14 protein-coding genes and 1 riboswitch are annotated in these 16,308 nt (G+C 47.5%); of the genes, 5 read left to right on the forward strand and 9 right to left on the reverse strand.

Annotated features, from left to right (window positions below; all coding sequences use genetic code 11):
• Positions 1–87: 87 nt before the first annotated feature.
• The 5 genes from ccmI to KJA68_RS01665 all read right to left on the reverse strand — a co-directional run bounded on the left by ccmI (position 88) and on the right by KJA68_RS01665 (position 5,461).
• On the reverse strand, positions 88–1,344 hold the full coding sequence (gene ccmI / locus KJA68_RS01645; protein WP_213035174.1) for a c-type cytochrome biogenesis protein CcmI: 1,257 nt from the start codon (positions 1,342–1,344) through the stop codon (positions 88–90).
• A complete protein-coding gene (locus KJA68_RS01650; protein WP_246487016.1) occupies positions 1,341–1,835 on the reverse strand; it encodes a cytochrome c-type biogenesis protein in 495 nt (164 codons plus the stop codon). The genes ccmI and KJA68_RS01650 overlap by 4 nt, the downstream gene beginning before the upstream one ends.
• Entirely contained in the window at positions 1,825–2,352 is a 528-nt protein-coding gene (locus KJA68_RS01655) for a DsbE family thiol:disulfide interchange protein (protein ID WP_213035175.1), read from the reverse strand. The genes KJA68_RS01650 and KJA68_RS01655 overlap by 11 nt, the downstream gene beginning before the upstream one ends.
• Positions 2,353–2,363: 11 nt before the next feature.
• Positions 2,364–4,307, reverse strand: a complete 1,944-nt coding sequence (locus KJA68_RS01660) for a heme lyase CcmF/NrfE family subunit (RefSeq protein WP_213035176.1) — start codon at positions 4,305–4,307, stop codon at positions 2,364–2,366.
• A 323-nt stretch (positions 4,308–4,630) separates the two neighbouring features.
• Positions 4,631–5,461 carry an exodeoxyribonuclease III gene (locus KJA68_RS01665; RefSeq protein WP_213035177.1) on the reverse strand — a complete coding sequence of 277 codons (831 nt, stop codon included), beginning with the start codon at positions 5,459–5,461 and terminating at the stop codon, positions 4,631–4,633.
• Positions 5,462–5,527: 66 nt separating this feature from the next.
• Between KJA68_RS01665 and pyrE the strand changes: the two genes are divergently transcribed.
• A complete protein-coding gene (gene pyrE, locus KJA68_RS01670) occupies positions 5,528–6,193 on the forward strand; it encodes an orotate phosphoribosyltransferase (protein ID WP_213035264.1) in 666 nt (221 codons plus the stop codon).
• 149 nt (positions 6,194–6,342) lie between these two features.
• Here pyrE and tpx read toward each other — a convergent pair whose 3' ends face one another.
• The 4 genes from tpx to gcvT form a co-directional block, all read right to left on the reverse strand.
• Positions 6,343–6,870, reverse strand: coding sequence for a thiol peroxidase (gene tpx / locus KJA68_RS01675; RefSeq protein WP_213035178.1), 528 nt, complete (start codon positions 6,868–6,870; stop codon positions 6,343–6,345).
• A gap of 24 nt (positions 6,871–6,894) precedes the next feature.
• On the reverse strand, positions 6,895–9,765 hold the full coding sequence (gene gcvP / locus KJA68_RS01680; protein ID WP_213035179.1) for an aminomethyl-transferring glycine dehydrogenase: 2,871 nt from the start codon (positions 9,763–9,765) through the stop codon (positions 6,895–6,897).
• Positions 9,766–9,831: 66 nt separating this feature from the next.
• Positions 9,832–10,230 carry a glycine cleavage system protein GcvH gene (gene gcvH, locus KJA68_RS01685; RefSeq protein WP_213035180.1) on the reverse strand — a complete coding sequence of 133 codons (399 nt, stop codon included), beginning with the start codon at positions 10,228–10,230 and terminating at the stop codon, positions 9,832–9,834.
• Between the two features lie 31 nt (positions 10,231–10,261).
• A complete protein-coding gene (gcvT, locus tag KJA68_RS01690) occupies positions 10,262–11,344 on the reverse strand; it encodes a glycine cleavage system aminomethyltransferase GcvT (RefSeq protein WP_213035181.1) in 1,083 nt (360 codons plus the stop codon).
• 44 nt (positions 11,345–11,388) lie between these two features.
• Positions 11,389–11,478: riboswitch (glycine riboswitch) on the reverse strand.
• 381 nt (positions 11,479–11,859) lie between these two features.
• Between gcvT and rpmE the strand changes: the two genes are divergently transcribed.
• The 4 genes from rpmE (at position 11,860) to KJA68_RS01710 (ending at position 16,142) form a co-directional block, all read left to right on the forward strand.
• Complete coding sequence (gene rpmE / locus KJA68_RS01695) at positions 11,860–12,081, forward strand: 50S ribosomal protein L31 (RefSeq protein ID WP_213035182.1); 222 nt, start codon at positions 11,860–11,862, stop codon at positions 12,079–12,081.
• Between the two features lie 137 nt (positions 12,082–12,218).
• On the forward strand, positions 12,219–13,886 hold the full coding sequence (locus KJA68_RS01700; protein WP_213035183.1) for an ArnT family glycosyltransferase: 1,668 nt from the start codon (positions 12,219–12,221) through the stop codon (positions 13,884–13,886).
• 544 nt (positions 13,887–14,430) lie between these two features.
• A complete protein-coding gene (argA, locus tag KJA68_RS01705; RefSeq protein ID WP_213035265.1) occupies positions 14,431–15,756 on the forward strand; it encodes an amino-acid N-acetyltransferase in 1,326 nt (441 codons plus the stop codon).
• A gap of 110 nt (positions 15,757–15,866) precedes the next feature.
• Positions 15,867–16,142, forward strand: a complete 276-nt coding sequence (locus tag KJA68_RS01710; RefSeq protein WP_213035184.1) for an oxidative damage protection protein — start codon at positions 15,867–15,869, stop codon at positions 16,140–16,142.
• Positions 16,143–16,308: the final 166 nt, after the last annotated feature.

Consider the following 16,308-nt stretch of genomic DNA (forward strand, 5'->3'; position numbering starts at 1 on the left):
AGCGTTTCTTTCCCGGCGCATAATGTACAAGCGTTGCTGATCCTATATTGCTCCTGGGAGTGTCACTTTTTGGGTTGTACTTTAGCTTTATTTGATTTCAGAGTTGATGAGGATATCAACGGCTTTCTGACCAGGCTGCACTGGTTTTGAAATCCCTTCCAAATCATTTGGGCTGGCAGTTGCGCTCCCAGTTTTTGAGATGCGGGCTCCGACAATGAAGCTGGTTGCTGAAGACAAGTTCAATCCGGGTACCATTGCCATGCTGTCATCCAGTGTGAAAGCCAATGGCAGGTCCTTTACCTGCTTGCGCAAGATTGCCAGAGGCGGTTTGCGCCCACCATCTGCGGACCGTGCAAAAATATAAACGGTATCCGTAGCGGCGATTTTTGCCTGCAAGGCAGGATCCAGTCGCACTGTGCCACTGACCGTCCCATTTTTAGTTTGTTTGTCGGGTGCAGGTCGGTCATTGGTTGGTGCAGAGGTCGTCTGGGGGAGTCCGAGCAATCCGCGAGCTTCATTAATGCTTGCGCTGACTGATTTTGCATCAGGGGAGTCTGCTGGCATCAGTATTAGGAGTTTTTGCCACCAATGAATCGCATTCTGGTAATCCCTGCGTTCGAATGCGGCAGCACCTGCGAGGGACAAAGCTTTAAGATTGTCTGGGTCAACTTTCAGTGCTTGCAGGGTTATTTTTTCCGGCTCGCCTTGCAGGGTTTGCTTCACCATGGCCAGCATATCAGCCTGATCGGCCAGAACGGTGGCATTGTTGGGTTCCAAAGCAGCTGCGCGCGAATAGGCTGTACTGGCATCCTGATAGCGATTTAATAACGCATAGGAACGGGCAAGCATGATCCAGCCTTCGGCATTGTCTGGTTCTGCCTCAAGCCGTTCCGCCAGTTGCTTTACCATTGCTTCAAATTGTTCAGGAGTGGGCGGGTGCGCTTCGTCAAAGGCTGCTGTCGGAGCTTGTGGTTCTAAGCTGCCCGGTGTACCCAGCATGAAATACAGCGTGATAGCCAGAGCAGGTACGAATATCACCAGCACTGCAATCGAGATTTGCCTCCAGCGGTTTGCAGATACTGGGGAAATAGTAGCTTCACTGTTGCCAGATTCTTCCAGAACACGACGTTCGAGATCACTTTTGGCGTTGTGATATTGCACCTCATCTAAAGTGCCAGCAGCCAGGTCTGCATCCAGTTCACGCAACTGATCACGGTAAATCGAAAGATTTACGTCCGAAGCCGTATTGGGTTTCGTCTGATTGTTTCGTTTCAGCAAGGGTGGCACCAGGATAAATAAAGTCACGGCAACCAGAATGCCTGCTATAAGCCAGAACGTTGTCATGAATGCGCCTCGTCATTCCCAGATAGCAGAGATGCTGCACGGGTGTGTTCTTCTGCACTCAGGACGGGTGCATGCTGCATCAGTTTGCGGCGTTTGCGCAGATTGAAGATGAGTATGCCCAGTCCCAGTATCAGAAGTAAAAGTGGACCGAACCAGAGCAGCCAGGTCGTTGATTTTACCAGTGGGTTGAACAAAACAAATTCGCCATAGCGTTTTACCATGTAATCCAGTATTTCCTGGTCCGATTGCCCTTGTTGCATTTTTTCACGCACCTGGTTTCTCAGGTCGATGGCGAGTTCGGCATTGGAATCCGCTATGGTTTGATTCTGGCACACCAGACAACGGAGGTGAGATGATAAATCCATCACGCGTTTTTCCAGCTCCGGATTATTTTGGGTGACCGCTTTTTGTGTGGTCTCTACTGTATCAGCGAGAGCACAGGGTACAGAAAGGAAAAGGAAAAGAGCAAAGATCAATTTTCTATGCACCATTCAACTCCTTGACAAGAGGGATTAGTTTGTTCTGTATGAGTTCCGGGGTTAGCGCTCCGATAAATTTGTGGCGGATGAGTCCAGACTTGTCGATGACGAAAGTTTCCGGAACGCCGTATACCCCCCAATCAATCCCAACTTTACCATCATGGTCGTAAGCAGAGAGGATGTATGGATCGCCTGATTCGCGTAACAAAGCCAAGCCTTCCTCGCGCTGGTCTTTGTAGTTAAGCCCATAAATTGGAACGATATTTTTTTTTGCCAATTCTACCAGCAGTGGATGTTCTTCGCGACAGGTAACGCACCATGATGCCCAAATATTGAGCAGCCAAACTTTGCCGTGTAAATCTTCCGGACGGATAGTTTTATTGGGTTCGTGCAGTTGAGGCAGCTCAAATGCTGGTGCGGTCTTATTAATCAAGGGGGACGGAATTTCCCTGGGGTTAAGCGAAAGTCCTATCCACAAAAAAACGACCAGGACAATAAAAATTCCAAGTGGTATAAGGAAGCGGTTCATTTACTTTCCTGTCAGCGTTGTGTTAATGGCAGACGATAGCGGCGATCGCTGACTGCCAGCAAACCGCCAAGGGCCATGATGATGCAGCCACCCCAAATCCAGTTGACCATCGGTTTATGCTGGACGCGTACAATCCATTCATCCTGGCTGACCTGCTCTCCAAGTGCAGCATAAAGATGGCGGAATGGGCTTGAGTAAATTGCTCCTTCTGTCATGGCCGAGTCCTGTCTGGTATAAATGCGTTTTTCTGGATAAAGCGTATCTATTTTTGTACCATTCAATGTCACTTCCAGAGTGGCCCGGATTCCGCTGTAATTGGGTCCTTTCACGTTTTCCAGGGCAAGAAAGTGGAAGGAATAGTCGTCCAGCATGGTTGCATCCCCTACGCGCAGACGCATTTCGCTGCTGGTTTCGTAACCTTTGACCAGGGTTACGCCGAGAATAAATATGCCAATCCCGGCATGGGCAAGAAGCATGCCGTAAGTGGAACGGGATGTGCTGCGGAGCGTTGCCCAAGCGCTCGTTCCGGCAGATTGGCGGATACGCGTGGCCAAATATGCTGCACTTGTGAGTAATGCCCACATTCCCAGCGAAGTTCCGGCAACGACTGGCGCAGTCCAGCGGCCAAACCAGGATGGCACGAGCAAGCCTAATGCTATGCTAACAATGAACCACGGGGCCAAATGCTTGATTACGCTTGTCAGGCTGGCCTGTTTCCATGATGCGCGTGGGCCAACACCCATCAAGAAAACAGTGATTGCCATGATTGGTGTAAACACCGCTTCAAAATACGGGGGACCGACAGAAATTTTACCAAGATTTAATGCGTCTAAAAACAAAGGGTAAAGTGTGCCCAGGAATACTGAACCGGCAGCAGCCACCAGGAGTACATTGTTTAAAAGCAGTATGGACTCGCGTGAAACCAATCCGAATCCGCTGCCAAGTCCTACTTTCGGTGCACGCCAGGCAAACAGCACCAGAGAACAGCCAACCACTAAGCTAAGGAATGCCAGGATAAAAAGACCGCGCGATGGGTCTGCAGCGAAAGAATGAACGGAGGTGAGTACTCCTGAACGAACAAGGAATGTTCCGAGCAGGCTTAAGGAAAACGCCATGATAGCCAGCAGTACGGTCCAATTTTTGAATGCTCCACGTTTTTCTGTTACTGCCAGAGAATGGATTAAAGCAGTACCTACTAGCCAGGGCATGAAGGAGGCATTTTCGACCGGATCCCAGAACCACCATCCGCCCCAGCCAAGTTCATAATAAGCCCACCAGCTGCCGAGCATGATACCCAGTGTGAGGAACATCCAGGCTACTGTTGTCCATGGTCGTGACCAGCGGGCCCAGGTGGCATCCAGCTTGCCACCGATCAAGGCCGCAATGGCAAAGGAAAAGGCTACAGAAAAGCCGACATACCCCATATACAACAAGGGCGGGTGAAAAATCATGCCTGGGTCTTGCAGTAATGGATTCAGGTCGCGGCCATCCATTGCAGCCGGGAGCAAACGTTCAAAAGGGTTGGAGGTAAATAAGGTGAAGGAGAGAAATCCGACGCTAATCAGCCCCATTACACCGAGTACCCGGGCCAGCATTTCCTGAGGCAGACGCTTGCTGAACAGCGTCACCGCCAGCATCCATCCTCCCAGCATCAGCATCCATAATAGTAATGATCCTTCATGTCCTCCCCATACCGCTGCGATGCGATACTGGACGGGGAGCAATGAGTTTGAGTGAAGAGCGACATATTTAACGGAAAAGTCGTTATTGACAAAAGAGTATACAAGGCATCCAAAAGCAATTGCTATGAATGCAAGTTGCGTGCGAGCGGCCGGGCGGGCAAAAGCCATCAACTGCTGATTTCCGCGCATGCTGCCTGCTATGGGCAGTATGCCGAGCAGGAGCGCCACTGCAAGAGCAAGCATGAGGGAAAAGTTACCGATTTCTGGTATCATTTCTTACCTCTTGGTGTATGGTAAAAGTGGCACATAGTTATCTGTGTATTTAATTGGGTTTTGCCCGGAATTGGCAGTCTGTTCATCGGTTTTGTCATCTTGAAAGTATTTCAGCTTGTTCTTCAGTTCCAGTATCGTGCCCGACCCCGATTCGGGGTTGATTCTAGTAAATTTTGGTTAAAAGCATATTTACTCTGCTGATATTTCAGTAATTGAAATATGGGGATGTTTTAAACAGGGCCGATGGAAGAATGAAAGCATAATTTTTCATTTTAACATGCGAATACAGTTTTTTATAAAACAAACTAGGGTAAAGATGCTGGTCATGTCTCCAGAGTAGTTGATCCGGGTTTAGCGGTTTGGTCCGACGTTCCGGATACATCAAGACTGAAATCGTAATCTATTGTCAGGGGTGCATGGTCGCTAAAGCGTTGATCCATGAAGATGCTGGTGGACCGGGCGGTATGAGCGATACCTGGGGTGGCAATGTGGTAGTCGATGCGCCATCCGATATTTTTTTCCCAGGCACGCCCTCGATTGGACCACCAAGTGTAGGCTTCTAGTTCAGGATGTAGCTGACGGAATACATCTATGAACCCGACCGTGCTAAATAGTTCAGTGAGCCAAGCTCGTTCTTCTGGGAGGAAACCGGAGTTTTTCCGGTTTCCTCGCCAGTTCTTTAAATCCTTTTCAGTGTGGGCAATGTTCCAGTCACCACATAACAATATCTCGCGTCCGCTTGCATACAGTTCGCGCATATGTGGCATAAATGCAGCCATGAATTTGAATTTGATCATTTGGCGTTCCTCACCGCTGGAGCCGGAAGGTAGGTAAAGCGATACGACACTCAGGTTGCCGAATCGTGCTTCAATATACCTTCCTTCACAGTCAAATTCAGGCATGTTCAACCCTGCCAAAATCGATTCTGGAGTATGCCTGCAATAAATGCCGACGCCACTATAGCCTTTTTTTTCGGCATAGTGGAAGTAACCGTGATAGCCGGAAGGGGCAAGCATGTCTGATGTCAGGTCTGAAGCCTGGGCTTTGAGTTCCTGCAGACAGATAATGTCGGCGTTTTGTTTCGCTAGCCAATCAAAAAAACCCTTGTTGCAGGCAGAACGGATTCCATTGAGGTTAACACTGATTACGCGCACTAAAATTCTCCGTATGTATGACATGGAATTATAATGGCGGCACGTTTAAATTATCGATCTATTGCCATGTCCCATTTTCGCCAGGAGTTTATCCGGTTCGCTATCGAGCGCGAGGTTTTGTGTTTTGGCGAGTTTAAAACAAAAGCCGGGCGTTTATCGCCATATTTTTTTAACGCGGGCCTGTTTAATGATGGGGAGTCGCTGAAGCAGTTGACGCAGTTTTATGCGCAGGCCATTCTGTTTTCCAATATCCCCTTTGATATGCTGTACGGGCCTGCGTACAAGGGTATTCCGCTAGTTGCAGGTACGGCCATCGCTTTGGCAGAAATGGAGAGGAACGTACCTTATTGCTTTAATCGTAAGGAAACTAAAGATCATGGTGAAGGTGGGGCAACTGTTGGGGCAAAATTACAGGGGCGGGTATTGATAATTGATGATGTGATTACTGCAGGTACATCGGTCCGGGAATCCATAGCTTTGATACGTGCTGCAGGTGCTACACCTTGTGGGGTAGTGATCGCCCTAGACCGGATGGAAATAGGGCAGCAAACCGGACGCGACAGCGATGGGCTTTCTGCAGCGCAGGAAGTACAGCAAAACTATGGGATTCCGGTGGCTGCAATTGCTTCTCTGGATGATTTGCTTTTTTATTTGCGGGGCAATGCAGCGATGATGCAAAATCTGCAGGCAGTGCAAGCTTACCGGGATCGGTATGGCATAGGAAAAGATTAGGGCAAATCTGAGCCAGATTTTCTGAGGTGCATGTTAGGGATTTAAAGTATTTGTTTGCTGTTTCGGTTTCGGATTAAGAGACGGTTGTGCATACGGTTCCCCCTCCCGGGGATCGGGACGGGGTTGCGAGTTTATCTGATTGTATCTTGTCAGCGTTGTGTTAATGCGTCTATTGCAGCTTGATAGTCAGGTTCGTGAGTGATCTCATTTACCAGTTCTGCATGCAATACTTGATTGTTTTCGTCCAGTACAATTACAGCGCGTGCCGTTAAACCGCGTAATGCTGAATCAGAGATTTCTACACCAAATTTATTCATGAAATCGCGTCCCCGCATCAAGGATAATACGGTGACGTTATTTAATCCTTCAGCTACGCAAAAGCGATTCATTGCAAACGGCAGGTCGGCAGAAATTACCAGTACTACGGTGTTTGCCAGTTTGCTTGCTGCCTCATTGAATTTACGTGCGGAGGTGGCGCATACAGCAGTATCCAGGCTGGGAACAATGTTGAGCACCTTGCGTTTGCCCGAGAAGTCCTTTAATGCTACATCCTTCAGGTCTTTGTCCACCAGAGTAAATTCAGGGGCGGTTTGGCCAATGGACGGAAATATGCCGGATAGTGTAACAGGGGTTCCATTCAAGGTAACAGTGGAAGTGCCAGATGTTTTTTCAGTCATGTTTTTAATCCTGATCAGGGAATGTTAGAGTGTATCTTCCGCGTATGCTTGCAGGGGCGGGCAGGAACAAACCAGGTTTTTATCTCCAAGGACATTGTCCACCCTGGCAACGCTGGGCCAGAATTTGTTATCTTTCAGCCATTTAAGCGGATATGCCGCTTTTTCGCGTGAATAACCGTGATTCCAGTTACTTGTAATAACTGATTTGGCAGTGTGAGGCGCATTCTTGATTACGTTATCTTCTTTATCTGCTTCGCCTGAAATGATTTCATCAATTTCCCTGCGTATCGAGATCATTGCAGAGCAAAAGCGATCCAGTTCATCTTTGGATTCGCTTTCGGTCGGTTCAACCATCAAGGTATCTGAAACCGGGAATGAAACGGTAGGAGCATGATATCCATAATCCATCAAGCGTTTTGCAATATCTCCGACTTCTATCCCGGCTTCCCGCTTAAATGTACCACAAGCTAAAATCATTTCGTGCGCACAGCGCCCATTTGCACCGCTGTATAACGTTGGAAAGTGGTTTTTCAATGATTCTTTAATGTAATTGGCGTTTAGTATTGCTATGCGTGTGGCTTCGGTAACGCCAGTTCCTCCTAGCATCTTTATATAACCATAAGAAATCAGCAATATGAGGGCGCTGCCGTATGGCGCAGCGGACACTGCATGTATACCGGTTTCCCCTCCTGTTTTCACCAATGGATGTGAAGGAAGAAAAGGAGCCAGGTGTTTTGCTACGCCAATTGGCCCCATTCCCGGTCCGCCTCCACCGTGGGGAATTGCGAAGGTTTTATGCAGGTTCAGGTGACAGACATCTGCGCCGATATTGCCTGGACTGGTTAGTCCTACCTGGGCATTCATGTTTGCTCCATCCATGTAAACCTGTCCGCCATTTTCATGGATGATGTCTGTAATTTCTATAATGCTTTCTTCATAAACGCCATGTGTACTTGGATAGGTAATCATTAAGCATGCCAGATTATTTTTATGCTGGACTGCTTTTTCACGCAAGTCGCTGACATCGACATTCCCAGTCTTGTCACATTTTACCAGGACGATTTTCAATCCACACATGGCTGCGCTTGCAGGGTTGGTTCCATGCGCCGATGTGGGTATTAATGCGATGTTCCGGTGAGCGTCTCCACGTGATCGATGATATGCCTGGATGACCAGCAACCCGGCATACTCGCCTTGGGCGCCGCTGTTTGGCTGGAAACTCATTTTCTCAAATCCGGTGATCTCACTTAATGATTTATCCAGTTCATCAATTATTTCGCGATAGCCAACTACTTGATTTTCAGGGACAAAAGGATGAATATGTGCAAATTCTGGCCAGGTAATCGGAATCAATTCGGCTGCTGCATTTAACTTCATAGTGCAGGATCCTAATGAGATCATTGAATGTGTTAAGGATAAGTCCTTGTTTTCCAGTCTTTTGATGTAACGCATCATTTCAGATTCGGAATGATAAATGTTAAACACAGGGTGCTGGAGGATTAGGGATTTGCGCTCATTGATTAAGGAATGCTGGCTAGCAATCTGCTCGTTCGTGATTTGTTTTGGAGTTTTATTTGCCGCTTGTCCGAAAATTTCAGTAATTGCGTTCAGGTCATCCACACTGGTTGTCTGGTCAACTGAAATTGTGATGGCATCATCCAGATAACGGAAGTTTATTTTTGCTGCTTCCGCCAAAGGTTTAATTCCGGCAGGGTTTGCAATATTTACTTTGATCGTGTCAAAAAATATTCCATCTTCAACAGAATAACCGATATTTTTTAATGCGTTTGCCAAGGCTATTGCATTATAGTGTACCTGTTGAGCAATACCCTTGAGACCTTCCGGTCCGTGGTATACCGCATACATGCTTGCCATGATCGCCAGTAGCGCCTGGGCTGTACAAATGTTGGAGGTTGCCTTGTCTCTGCGGATATGCTGTTCGCGTGTTTGTAGTGCCATACGCAATGCCTGGTTTCCTTCGGCATCCAACGAAACTCCTATGATGCGGCCAGGCATGGTGCGCTTGTATTCTTCTCGGCATGCAAAATATGCAGCGTGAGGTCCTCCGTAACCCATAGGGACACCAAAGCGTTGTGTTGATCCAACAACGACGTCTGCCCCCCACTCTCCGGGCGGGTTTAGCAATACCAGGCTTAGTACGTCGGCGGCTACTGCGATGGATGCCCCATTTGCCTTTGCTCTGGTTACAAAGTCAGCATAATCATGTACTTTTCCATCAGCGGTTGGATATTGGATCAACGCCCCGTAGATACTGCGATCCAGTGTTACAGTTCTAAAGTTTCCAATTACCAGTTCAATTCCCATTGGCGCTGAACGTGTTCTTAATAGTTCAATCGTTTGTGGATAACACTCGTCGGATACAAAAAACCTGTTCGCTCCATTTTCAACAGCTTGACGCGTGCGATTATTGAATAACATTGCCATCGCTTCGGCGGCTGCGGTTGCTTCATCCAGAAGGGATGCATTTGCAATCTCCATCCCGGTTAAATTCATAATCATGGTCTGGAAATTCAATAATGCTTCCAGTCGGCCTTGGGAGATTTCAGCCTGATATGGGGTGTATGCAGTATACCAGCCTGGATTTTCCAAAATATTTCGCTGGATAACAGGAGGAACAATGGTGTTGTAATAACCCAGGCCAATATAGGTTTTAAAAATCTGATTTTTCCCAGCAACACCACGTAAGTATCCATGATATTGATATTCGGTCATTCCGGGGGGGAGGTTCAATGGCTTTTTCAAGCGGATTACCTCAGGAATGGTCTGGTCAATTAATTCGTCCAGAGTGCTTGCGCCAATTACATCAAGCATCGCCTTGATTTCATTTTCACGGGGGCCATTATGGCGGTTCACAAATTTATCGGTTGTAATCATTGCTGGCTTTAAATTTTTAAGGAATAAAAAATATTGGCTGGGATATACAAGTCATCTGCTGCAAAACTAATGTGCTTCACTATCAATATGAGATTGATACGAAGCAGCATCCATTAATGCATCTACATCGCTGGCGTTTTCTGGCTTCATTCTAAATAGCCAAGCGGAATACGGATCTTCATTGATTTGTTCCGGTGCATCGCTGAGCGCGGTATTGATTTCTACCACCACGCCATTAACAGGAGCATAAATATCGGCTGCTGCCTTTACTGACTCTGCTACTGCGCATTCTTCTTTTGCTTGCAGTTGGCGGCCAACCGCCGGGCTTTCCACGAATACCATATCGCCCAGCAATTCCTGTGCATGCTGGGTAATGCCTACCGTAATCGTGCCATCGTTCTCTTTTCTGACCCACTCGTGGGATGGAGTGTATTTCAGATTGTCAGGTATGTTTGCTGTGCTCATGGTTATATCCTTAATATTTGAAGAGTGAAAATTAGATTAAGCCTTTGCCATTGCGTACAAATGGGTATTTCACCACTTTGGCTGTCAGCATTTTATCGCGAACTGCCACTTGTACCAGATCGCCTATCTCTACTGCGGCCGGGACACGCGCCAAGGCGATGGACTGATTCAGTGTGGGTGAGAAACTACCGCTGGTAATTTCACCGTCACCATGGCTGCTATGCACTGCCTGGTGATCACGCAGCACCCCGCGGGTCTGTAAAACCAGACCAACCAGCTTGCGGCTTCTGGGTTGGCCGAGGAGCGCAGTTTTACCAATAAAATCGCGTTCGCTTGCCAGGTCTATGGTCCAGGCCAGTCCTGATTCTATCGGGTTGGTGGTTTCGTCCATGTCATGCCCATACAGGTTCATGCCGGCTTCCAAACGTAATGTGTCACGTGCACCTAATCCGATCGGTTTTACGCCTGCGTCATGCAAGGCTTGCCATAAAGCAGAGGCTGCCGTAGAGGGGAGTATGATCTCGAATCCATCTTCGCCGGTATATCCAGTTCGTGCGATAAAGAATGCATCCAATTCTGCAGCGTTGAAAGGTTTAAGTCCTTCTGATATTTTTTGTGATCCAGGCAATGCCGCCCACAGTTTTGTGGCAGCGTTCGGTCCTTGTACTGCGATCATTGCCAGATCATTGCGTGGTGTAATCTGCAATTGCGGGGCATGTGCGGAAGCCTGTTCTTTCATCCAGGCGATATCTTTGTCGGCGGTTCCTGCGTTGACTACGATGCGGAACCAGGATTCGTTCATGAAATAAACGATCAAATCGTCGATGATGCCCCCATCCTGACGCAACAGGCAGGAATATAGTGCTTTTCCGGGAGATTGAAGCTTGTCCACGTTGTTCGCCAGCAGGTAACGCAAAAAATCGCGCACATCTGCTCCTTTCAGGTCAACCACGCGCATATGCGAGACATCGAACATGCCGGCATCGTTGCGAACCTGATGGTGCTCGTCCAGTTGCGAGCCATAGTGTAATGGCATGTCCCAGCCACCGAAATCGACCATTTTTGCGCCCATTGCACGATGGTCTGCATTAAGAGGAGTTTGCTTGAGTGTCATAGGTAATCTTTCAAAAAATAAAAAAGCGAGACAGGAATATCTGTCTCGCCCCATCTGTCCTCTTTACCTGAGAGATTACGAAAATATCGTGTGCCCCTTCGGTGGCTGTGTATATACAGCACTCTCCAGATTTGCCTGTGCCAATAGTTCTTGAGCCTGAGCGGTTACGGGTGTTGCGCCTTCGGCAATGCGTCACGCTGTATGTCATTACATGAGGTCTGCCAGACGCAATGTAAAGCAATTGCCGAATTACATTGAGTTATATCAATCCGGCAATCAGAATCTTGCGTAGCGGCCAAACCCGGAGTCCCTGAATACAGTCAGTCGGGCAGCATGTTCTTCCATTGGTTTAAACGGCAGGCTGCACTATACCGTAATATGAAGCAAAACGGCAAACAGTGCATTTTTAAAGTTGCATCAGCGGCTCATTTCACGGATAATTTATAATTTTCTACATGCATTAGTGCATGCTGTCTGAGGAAGTTTTTTCAATTGCATGTTTTAAGGAAGCTAAAATGAAAACCGATATTCATCCACAATACGATGAAATTGCAGTTACCTGTAGTTGTGGCAATACATTTAAAACCAGGTCCACACTGGGTAAGGCGCTGCATGTTGAAGTCTGCTCAGACTGCCATCCATTTTATACAGGCACGCAGAAGATAGTGGATACAGCGGGCCGAGTGGAGAAATTCCGTCAAAAATACGGGAAAGCTGGTGTAAAGTCCTTGTCATAATGGCCTGTCTTCGAGATAGGAAGATTCAAAGGCAGCAGACGCTGCCTTTTTTGTTTGTTTTATTCTAAAGCAGGGGCACGGCAGAATTTTCCGTTATTCGCAAATCTGATCTAGCGTCCTGATATTCGTTACAGTTCATGTTTTCTTATATCCCGAAACAAGAACACTCTCCAACTACTGCCAAAGTGTGGCTGCTGGCGCTGCTGTGTACCGTTTGGTTAGGTACAGGGCTGACAGGGCACGACCCATGGCAGCCGGATGACGCTTACAGTTTTGGGTTGATCTATCACATTTTGCAAAGTGGTGATTGGCTGATTCCCACTTTGGCTGGTGAACGTCATCTAGAGCACCCCCCCTTGTTTTACATGACAGCGGCATTTTTCGCCAGATTATTTTCCCCGCTGCTTGATCTGCATGATGGTGCAAGGCTTGCAAGTGGTTTTTATACTGCGTTTACTTTGCTGTTTACAGGTTTGGCCGGGCGAGAACTGTTCGGAAGTGGGCGGGGTTGGACTGCCGTGATTATTTTGATCGGGTGTCTGGGTATGTTGGTCCGTTCCCACGAACTCATTACCGACCTTGCACTACTCACCGGCTGTGCCATGATGCTATACGGCTATGCGCTGGGCAGGCGCCATAAATTTCTGTCGGGCGTTTTTATTGGAAGCGGTGTCGGTATCGGCTTCATGTCAAAAGGTCTGATCGCGCCGGTGCTGTTTGTTCTGATTAGTGTTGTCCTGCTATTGTTCCATACATGGCGTTCACGTTCTTTTTTCACCAGCCTGGCTGTTGCCCTGCTGCTTGCTTTACCGTGGCTAATCGTCTGGCCTGTCCTGTTATATCAACATTCTCCTGAACTGTTTATGGAGTGGTTCTGGACGCACAATGTCGGTCGTTGGCTTGATTATATTCAGACCGGACATTTTGCAAGGCCATTTTATTATCTAAAAATGTTGCCATGGTTTGCCTGGCCTGCCTTGCCGCTGGCCGCTTGGAAAGTGTGGGAGGAACGGAAAAGAGCATTGCATGAAGCGGAGTTTCAGTTGCTGTTGGTGAGTTTTTTCGTGATGTTGCTAGCATTGAGTGCAGTGCCCAGTGCAAGGGATGTATATGCGTTACCCATGCTGCTCCCGCTGGTTTTGCTTGCTACGGCGGCTCTTCCTACCCTGCGCCGGGGGGCTGCCAACGCTCTGGATTGGTTCGGCATCATGACATTTGGCTTATTTGCTATTTTGATGTGGTGGGGTTGGGCCGGACTGCTGCAGGATAATCATGCCAAGATTACGCGTTGGTTGAAAAGTTATCAGCCTGGGTTTGAGCCGGTGTTTCATGCTACATCATTTTGGATCGCGTTTGCTTTTACCGTGTTGTGGTTGTTTCTGGTGTGGCGAGTGGGGCGATCCATGCGTCGTGCTGTGTTGAACTGGGCTGGAGGTATCACATTAGTGTGGGTGCTGGCCATGACAATCTGGTTGCCATGGTTGAATAATGCGAAAAGCTATCGCACTATGGTGGCCTCGTTGAGGCAGTCTCTTCCCATGGATTATGGGTGTATCGCAAGTTTGCATGTGGGCGGCACACAGCGTGCCATGATGCAATACATGGGAAATATTTTTACATATGCACATATGCAGCCAGATTGTGATTTGCTGCTGGTGCAGGGGGAAAACGCCAGAAAATTGGTTGAAGCTGAAAAAACCTGGGTTAAAGTTTGGGAGGGAACCCGCAGAGGTTCTAAATCGGAACAATTCTGCTTATATCAGCGTGCCGGATTTGTTCCGCCAAGACGTGGGCCATATTCATAATTTATGGCCAGGCATTCATTTTTTCCTGTAATTAAATGTGACAGAGCGGAATATAAAATCAACTGTTCTGAAAAATTTTGCCGAAGGTAAAATCGGGACGGGTTTTGTTGGGAAGCAGCATGTTGATATAGATTTCAGTGAAATAGCCGTTGGAGTTTTGGCCAAATAGCTGAATTTTCTGGTTCCCTGTTGTTTCATCAATCAATGTTGTAAGGCAGCGCCAGGAAATGGTTTTTTCTCATGGAAAAATCGTGATGCATTCATGCAGATCGTTTATGCAATGTATCCTTACGGATGCAAAGCGATATCCTGTTTGATATAAGCAGTCAAGAAAAAATGTTAACAGGCTCAATTACATATGTTAACAGGTGATGAGATAAGTAACCGTTGCCAAGGGTATGTTTAAGCATGTTATGGCGAACTGAACCTAAGTATAATGTTGACCGGAGCCATGATATACCTGTGGACCAGAGGTTTTTGCTATTCATCATATTAATGTTTTCTGACAGGATGCGGCATACTTGTGCCGTTCGTTATTAAAGTTATGCCACATAGCCCAGTGCCTTCTGCTGAATTTGTTGCCTGGTTTCGTTCGGTAGCACCTTACATCCATGCTTTCCGTGGCCGCACTTTTGTGGTTGCATTTGGTGGTGAGGTGGTTGCAGATGGCAAGTTTATCGAGTTGACGCATGATCTGAATCTGCTTTCCAGTTTGGGGGTACGCCTGGTATTAGTACATGGAGCCCGTCCTCAGATAGAACGTCATTTAATACGCAACAATCTGGATGGACATTATCATCATGGCATTCGCCTGACTGATTCTGAAACCATGCAATGTGTAAAGGAAGCGGTTGGTCGTGTACGGGTAGAAATTGAGGCTTTGCTGTCGATGGGCCTGGCTAATTCTCCTATGGCTAACGCAGATATCCGGGTTGCCGGGGGAAATTTCATCACCGCGCAGCCGATGGGCGTAATTCATGGTGTAGACTTACTTTATACTGGCAGCGTTCGAAAAGTAGATGTGGTTGCGATCAAAGACCGGCTTGACCGCAACGAGGTGGTATTGCTTTCTCCGCTTGGCTATTCCCCAACAGGAGAAGTTTTCAATCTTACTCTTGAAGAGGTGGCCACACGTACTGCCATTGCGCTTGATGCAGATAAGCTGATTTTTCTGATGGAAATGGAAGGCGTCCAGGATGCGCAAGGTAATTTATTGCGCGAATTAACAGTGGCAGATGCGAGAACGATCCTGTCAGAAAAAGACAGGTTGTCAGAAGATGTTGCGCTGTTTCTGCCATGCGCTGTTCTTGCCTGTGAAGCAGGGGTGGCACGCACGCACCTGGTTAGCCGTCATGTTGATGGCTCCATTCTGCAGGAATTATTCAGCGATATCGGCATTGGCAGTATGGTGGTGGAAAGCCCCTTGAACACATTGCGTGATGCCACCATTGATGACGTTGGGGGTATTTTGCAGCTGCTGCAACCACTGGAGGTTGAAGGGATTCTGGTTCGACGAGGTCGTGAACGGCTTGAACGTGAGATAGAACGTTTTGTTGTGCTGGAGCACGATCACCGAATTATTGGTTGCGCTGCACTGTATCCATTTTTCGAGGAGCAGGCTGCCGAGCTTGCTTGTCTAGCTGTGCAAATTAATTACCGTAAGCAGGGATACGGTGATCTGCTGCTGAAGCACATGATTGCAAAAGCACAGGAAAAAGGTTTAAACAGGCTTTTTGTTTTGACTACACGTACTGCCCATTGGTTTATTGAGCGGGGATTTAAGGAGATGGATATTAACGAGTTGCCATCACAGAAAAAAATGCTCTACAACTTCCAGCGGCGTTCCAAGGTATTTGTGAGAAAGTTTTAGGAGTGGATCGTAATTTCTGAATCATTAAGTGGAATGGTGAAGGTTTTGCGTGAGTACTTGTATAGAAGCAATCAATGTAAAATTTATAATCGAATCAGTCGGAGAAATAAATGGTAAGAATGGTGCATTGTATCAAGTTGGGTCATGAGGCAGAAGGCTTGGATCGGCCTCCCTATCCAGGGGCTCTGGGGCAGCGCATTTTTGAGCAGGTTTCAAAGGAGGCATGGGCCGCCTGGTTAAGGCATCAGACTATGCTGGTCAATGAAAATCGTTTGAATCTTGCAGAGAGTCATGCCCGTAAATATCTGGCCCAACAGATGGAAAACCATTTTTTTGGCGATGGGGCAGAAATGCCTTCTGGCTATGTTCCACCGAACAATCCATAAATCTGCCTGGAAGACAGTATGACTGCACCGGGTATGAAATGAATTTTTGTGAGAGTGATCGTGGTTTGGTCAGAAAAACTTTTATCGGGGTGGGTATTGATTGCCATTCTGGATTTTATCCACGGGACGTTGTTAAACAGGGGATATCCGGCAATTCAGAGATTGA

Source organism: Candidatus Nitrotoga fabula, assembly GCF_905221025.1.
Lineage (GTDB): Bacteria > Pseudomonadota > Gammaproteobacteria > Burkholderiales > Gallionellaceae > Nitrotoga > Nitrotoga fabula.

Excerpts from the sequence above, each read along its gene's own strand:
- ccmI (WP_213035174.1), bottom strand. The coding sequence starts at position 1,344 with ATGACAACGTTCTGGCTTATAGCAGGCATTCTGGTTGCCGTGACTTTA.
- KJA68_RS01650 (WP_246487016.1), bottom strand. The coding sequence starts at position 1,835 with ATGGTGCATAGAAAATTGATCTTTGCTCTTTTCCTTTTCCTTTCTGTA.
- KJA68_RS01655 (WP_213035175.1), bottom strand. The coding sequence starts at position 2,352 with ATGAACCGCTTCCTTATACCACTTGGAATTTTTATTGTCCTGGTCGTT.
- KJA68_RS01660 (WP_213035176.1), bottom strand. The coding sequence starts at position 4,307 with ATGATACCAGAAATCGGTAACTTTTCCCTCATGCTTGCTCTTGCAGTG.
- pyrE (WP_213035264.1), top strand. The coding sequence starts at position 5,528 with ATGTCCCATTTTCGCCAGGAGTTTATCCGGTTCGCTATCGAGCGCGAG.
- tpx (WP_213035178.1), bottom strand. The coding sequence starts at position 6,870 with ATGACTGAAAAAACATCTGGCACTTCCACTGTTACCTTGAATGGAACC.
- gcvP (WP_213035179.1), bottom strand. The coding sequence starts at position 9,765 with ATGATTACAACCGATAAATTTGTGAACCGCCATAATGGCCCCCGTGAA.
- gcvH (WP_213035180.1), bottom strand. The coding sequence starts at position 10,230 with ATGAGCACAGCAAACATACCTGACAATCTGAAATACACTCCATCCCAC.
- gcvT (WP_213035181.1), bottom strand. The coding sequence starts at position 11,344 with ATGACACTCAAGCAAACTCCTCTTAATGCAGACCATCGTGCAATGGGC.
- rpmE (WP_213035182.1), top strand. The coding sequence starts at position 11,860 with ATGAAAACCGATATTCATCCACAATACGATGAAATTGCAGTTACCTGT.
- KJA68_RS01700 (WP_213035183.1), top strand. The coding sequence starts at position 12,219 with ATGTTTTCTTATATCCCGAAACAAGAACACTCTCCAACTACTGCCAAA.
- argA (WP_213035265.1), top strand. The coding sequence starts at position 14,431 with ATGCCACATAGCCCAGTGCCTTCTGCTGAATTTGTTGCCTGGTTTCGT.
- KJA68_RS01710 (WP_213035184.1), top strand. The coding sequence starts at position 15,867 with ATGGTAAGAATGGTGCATTGTATCAAGTTGGGTCATGAGGCAGAAGGC.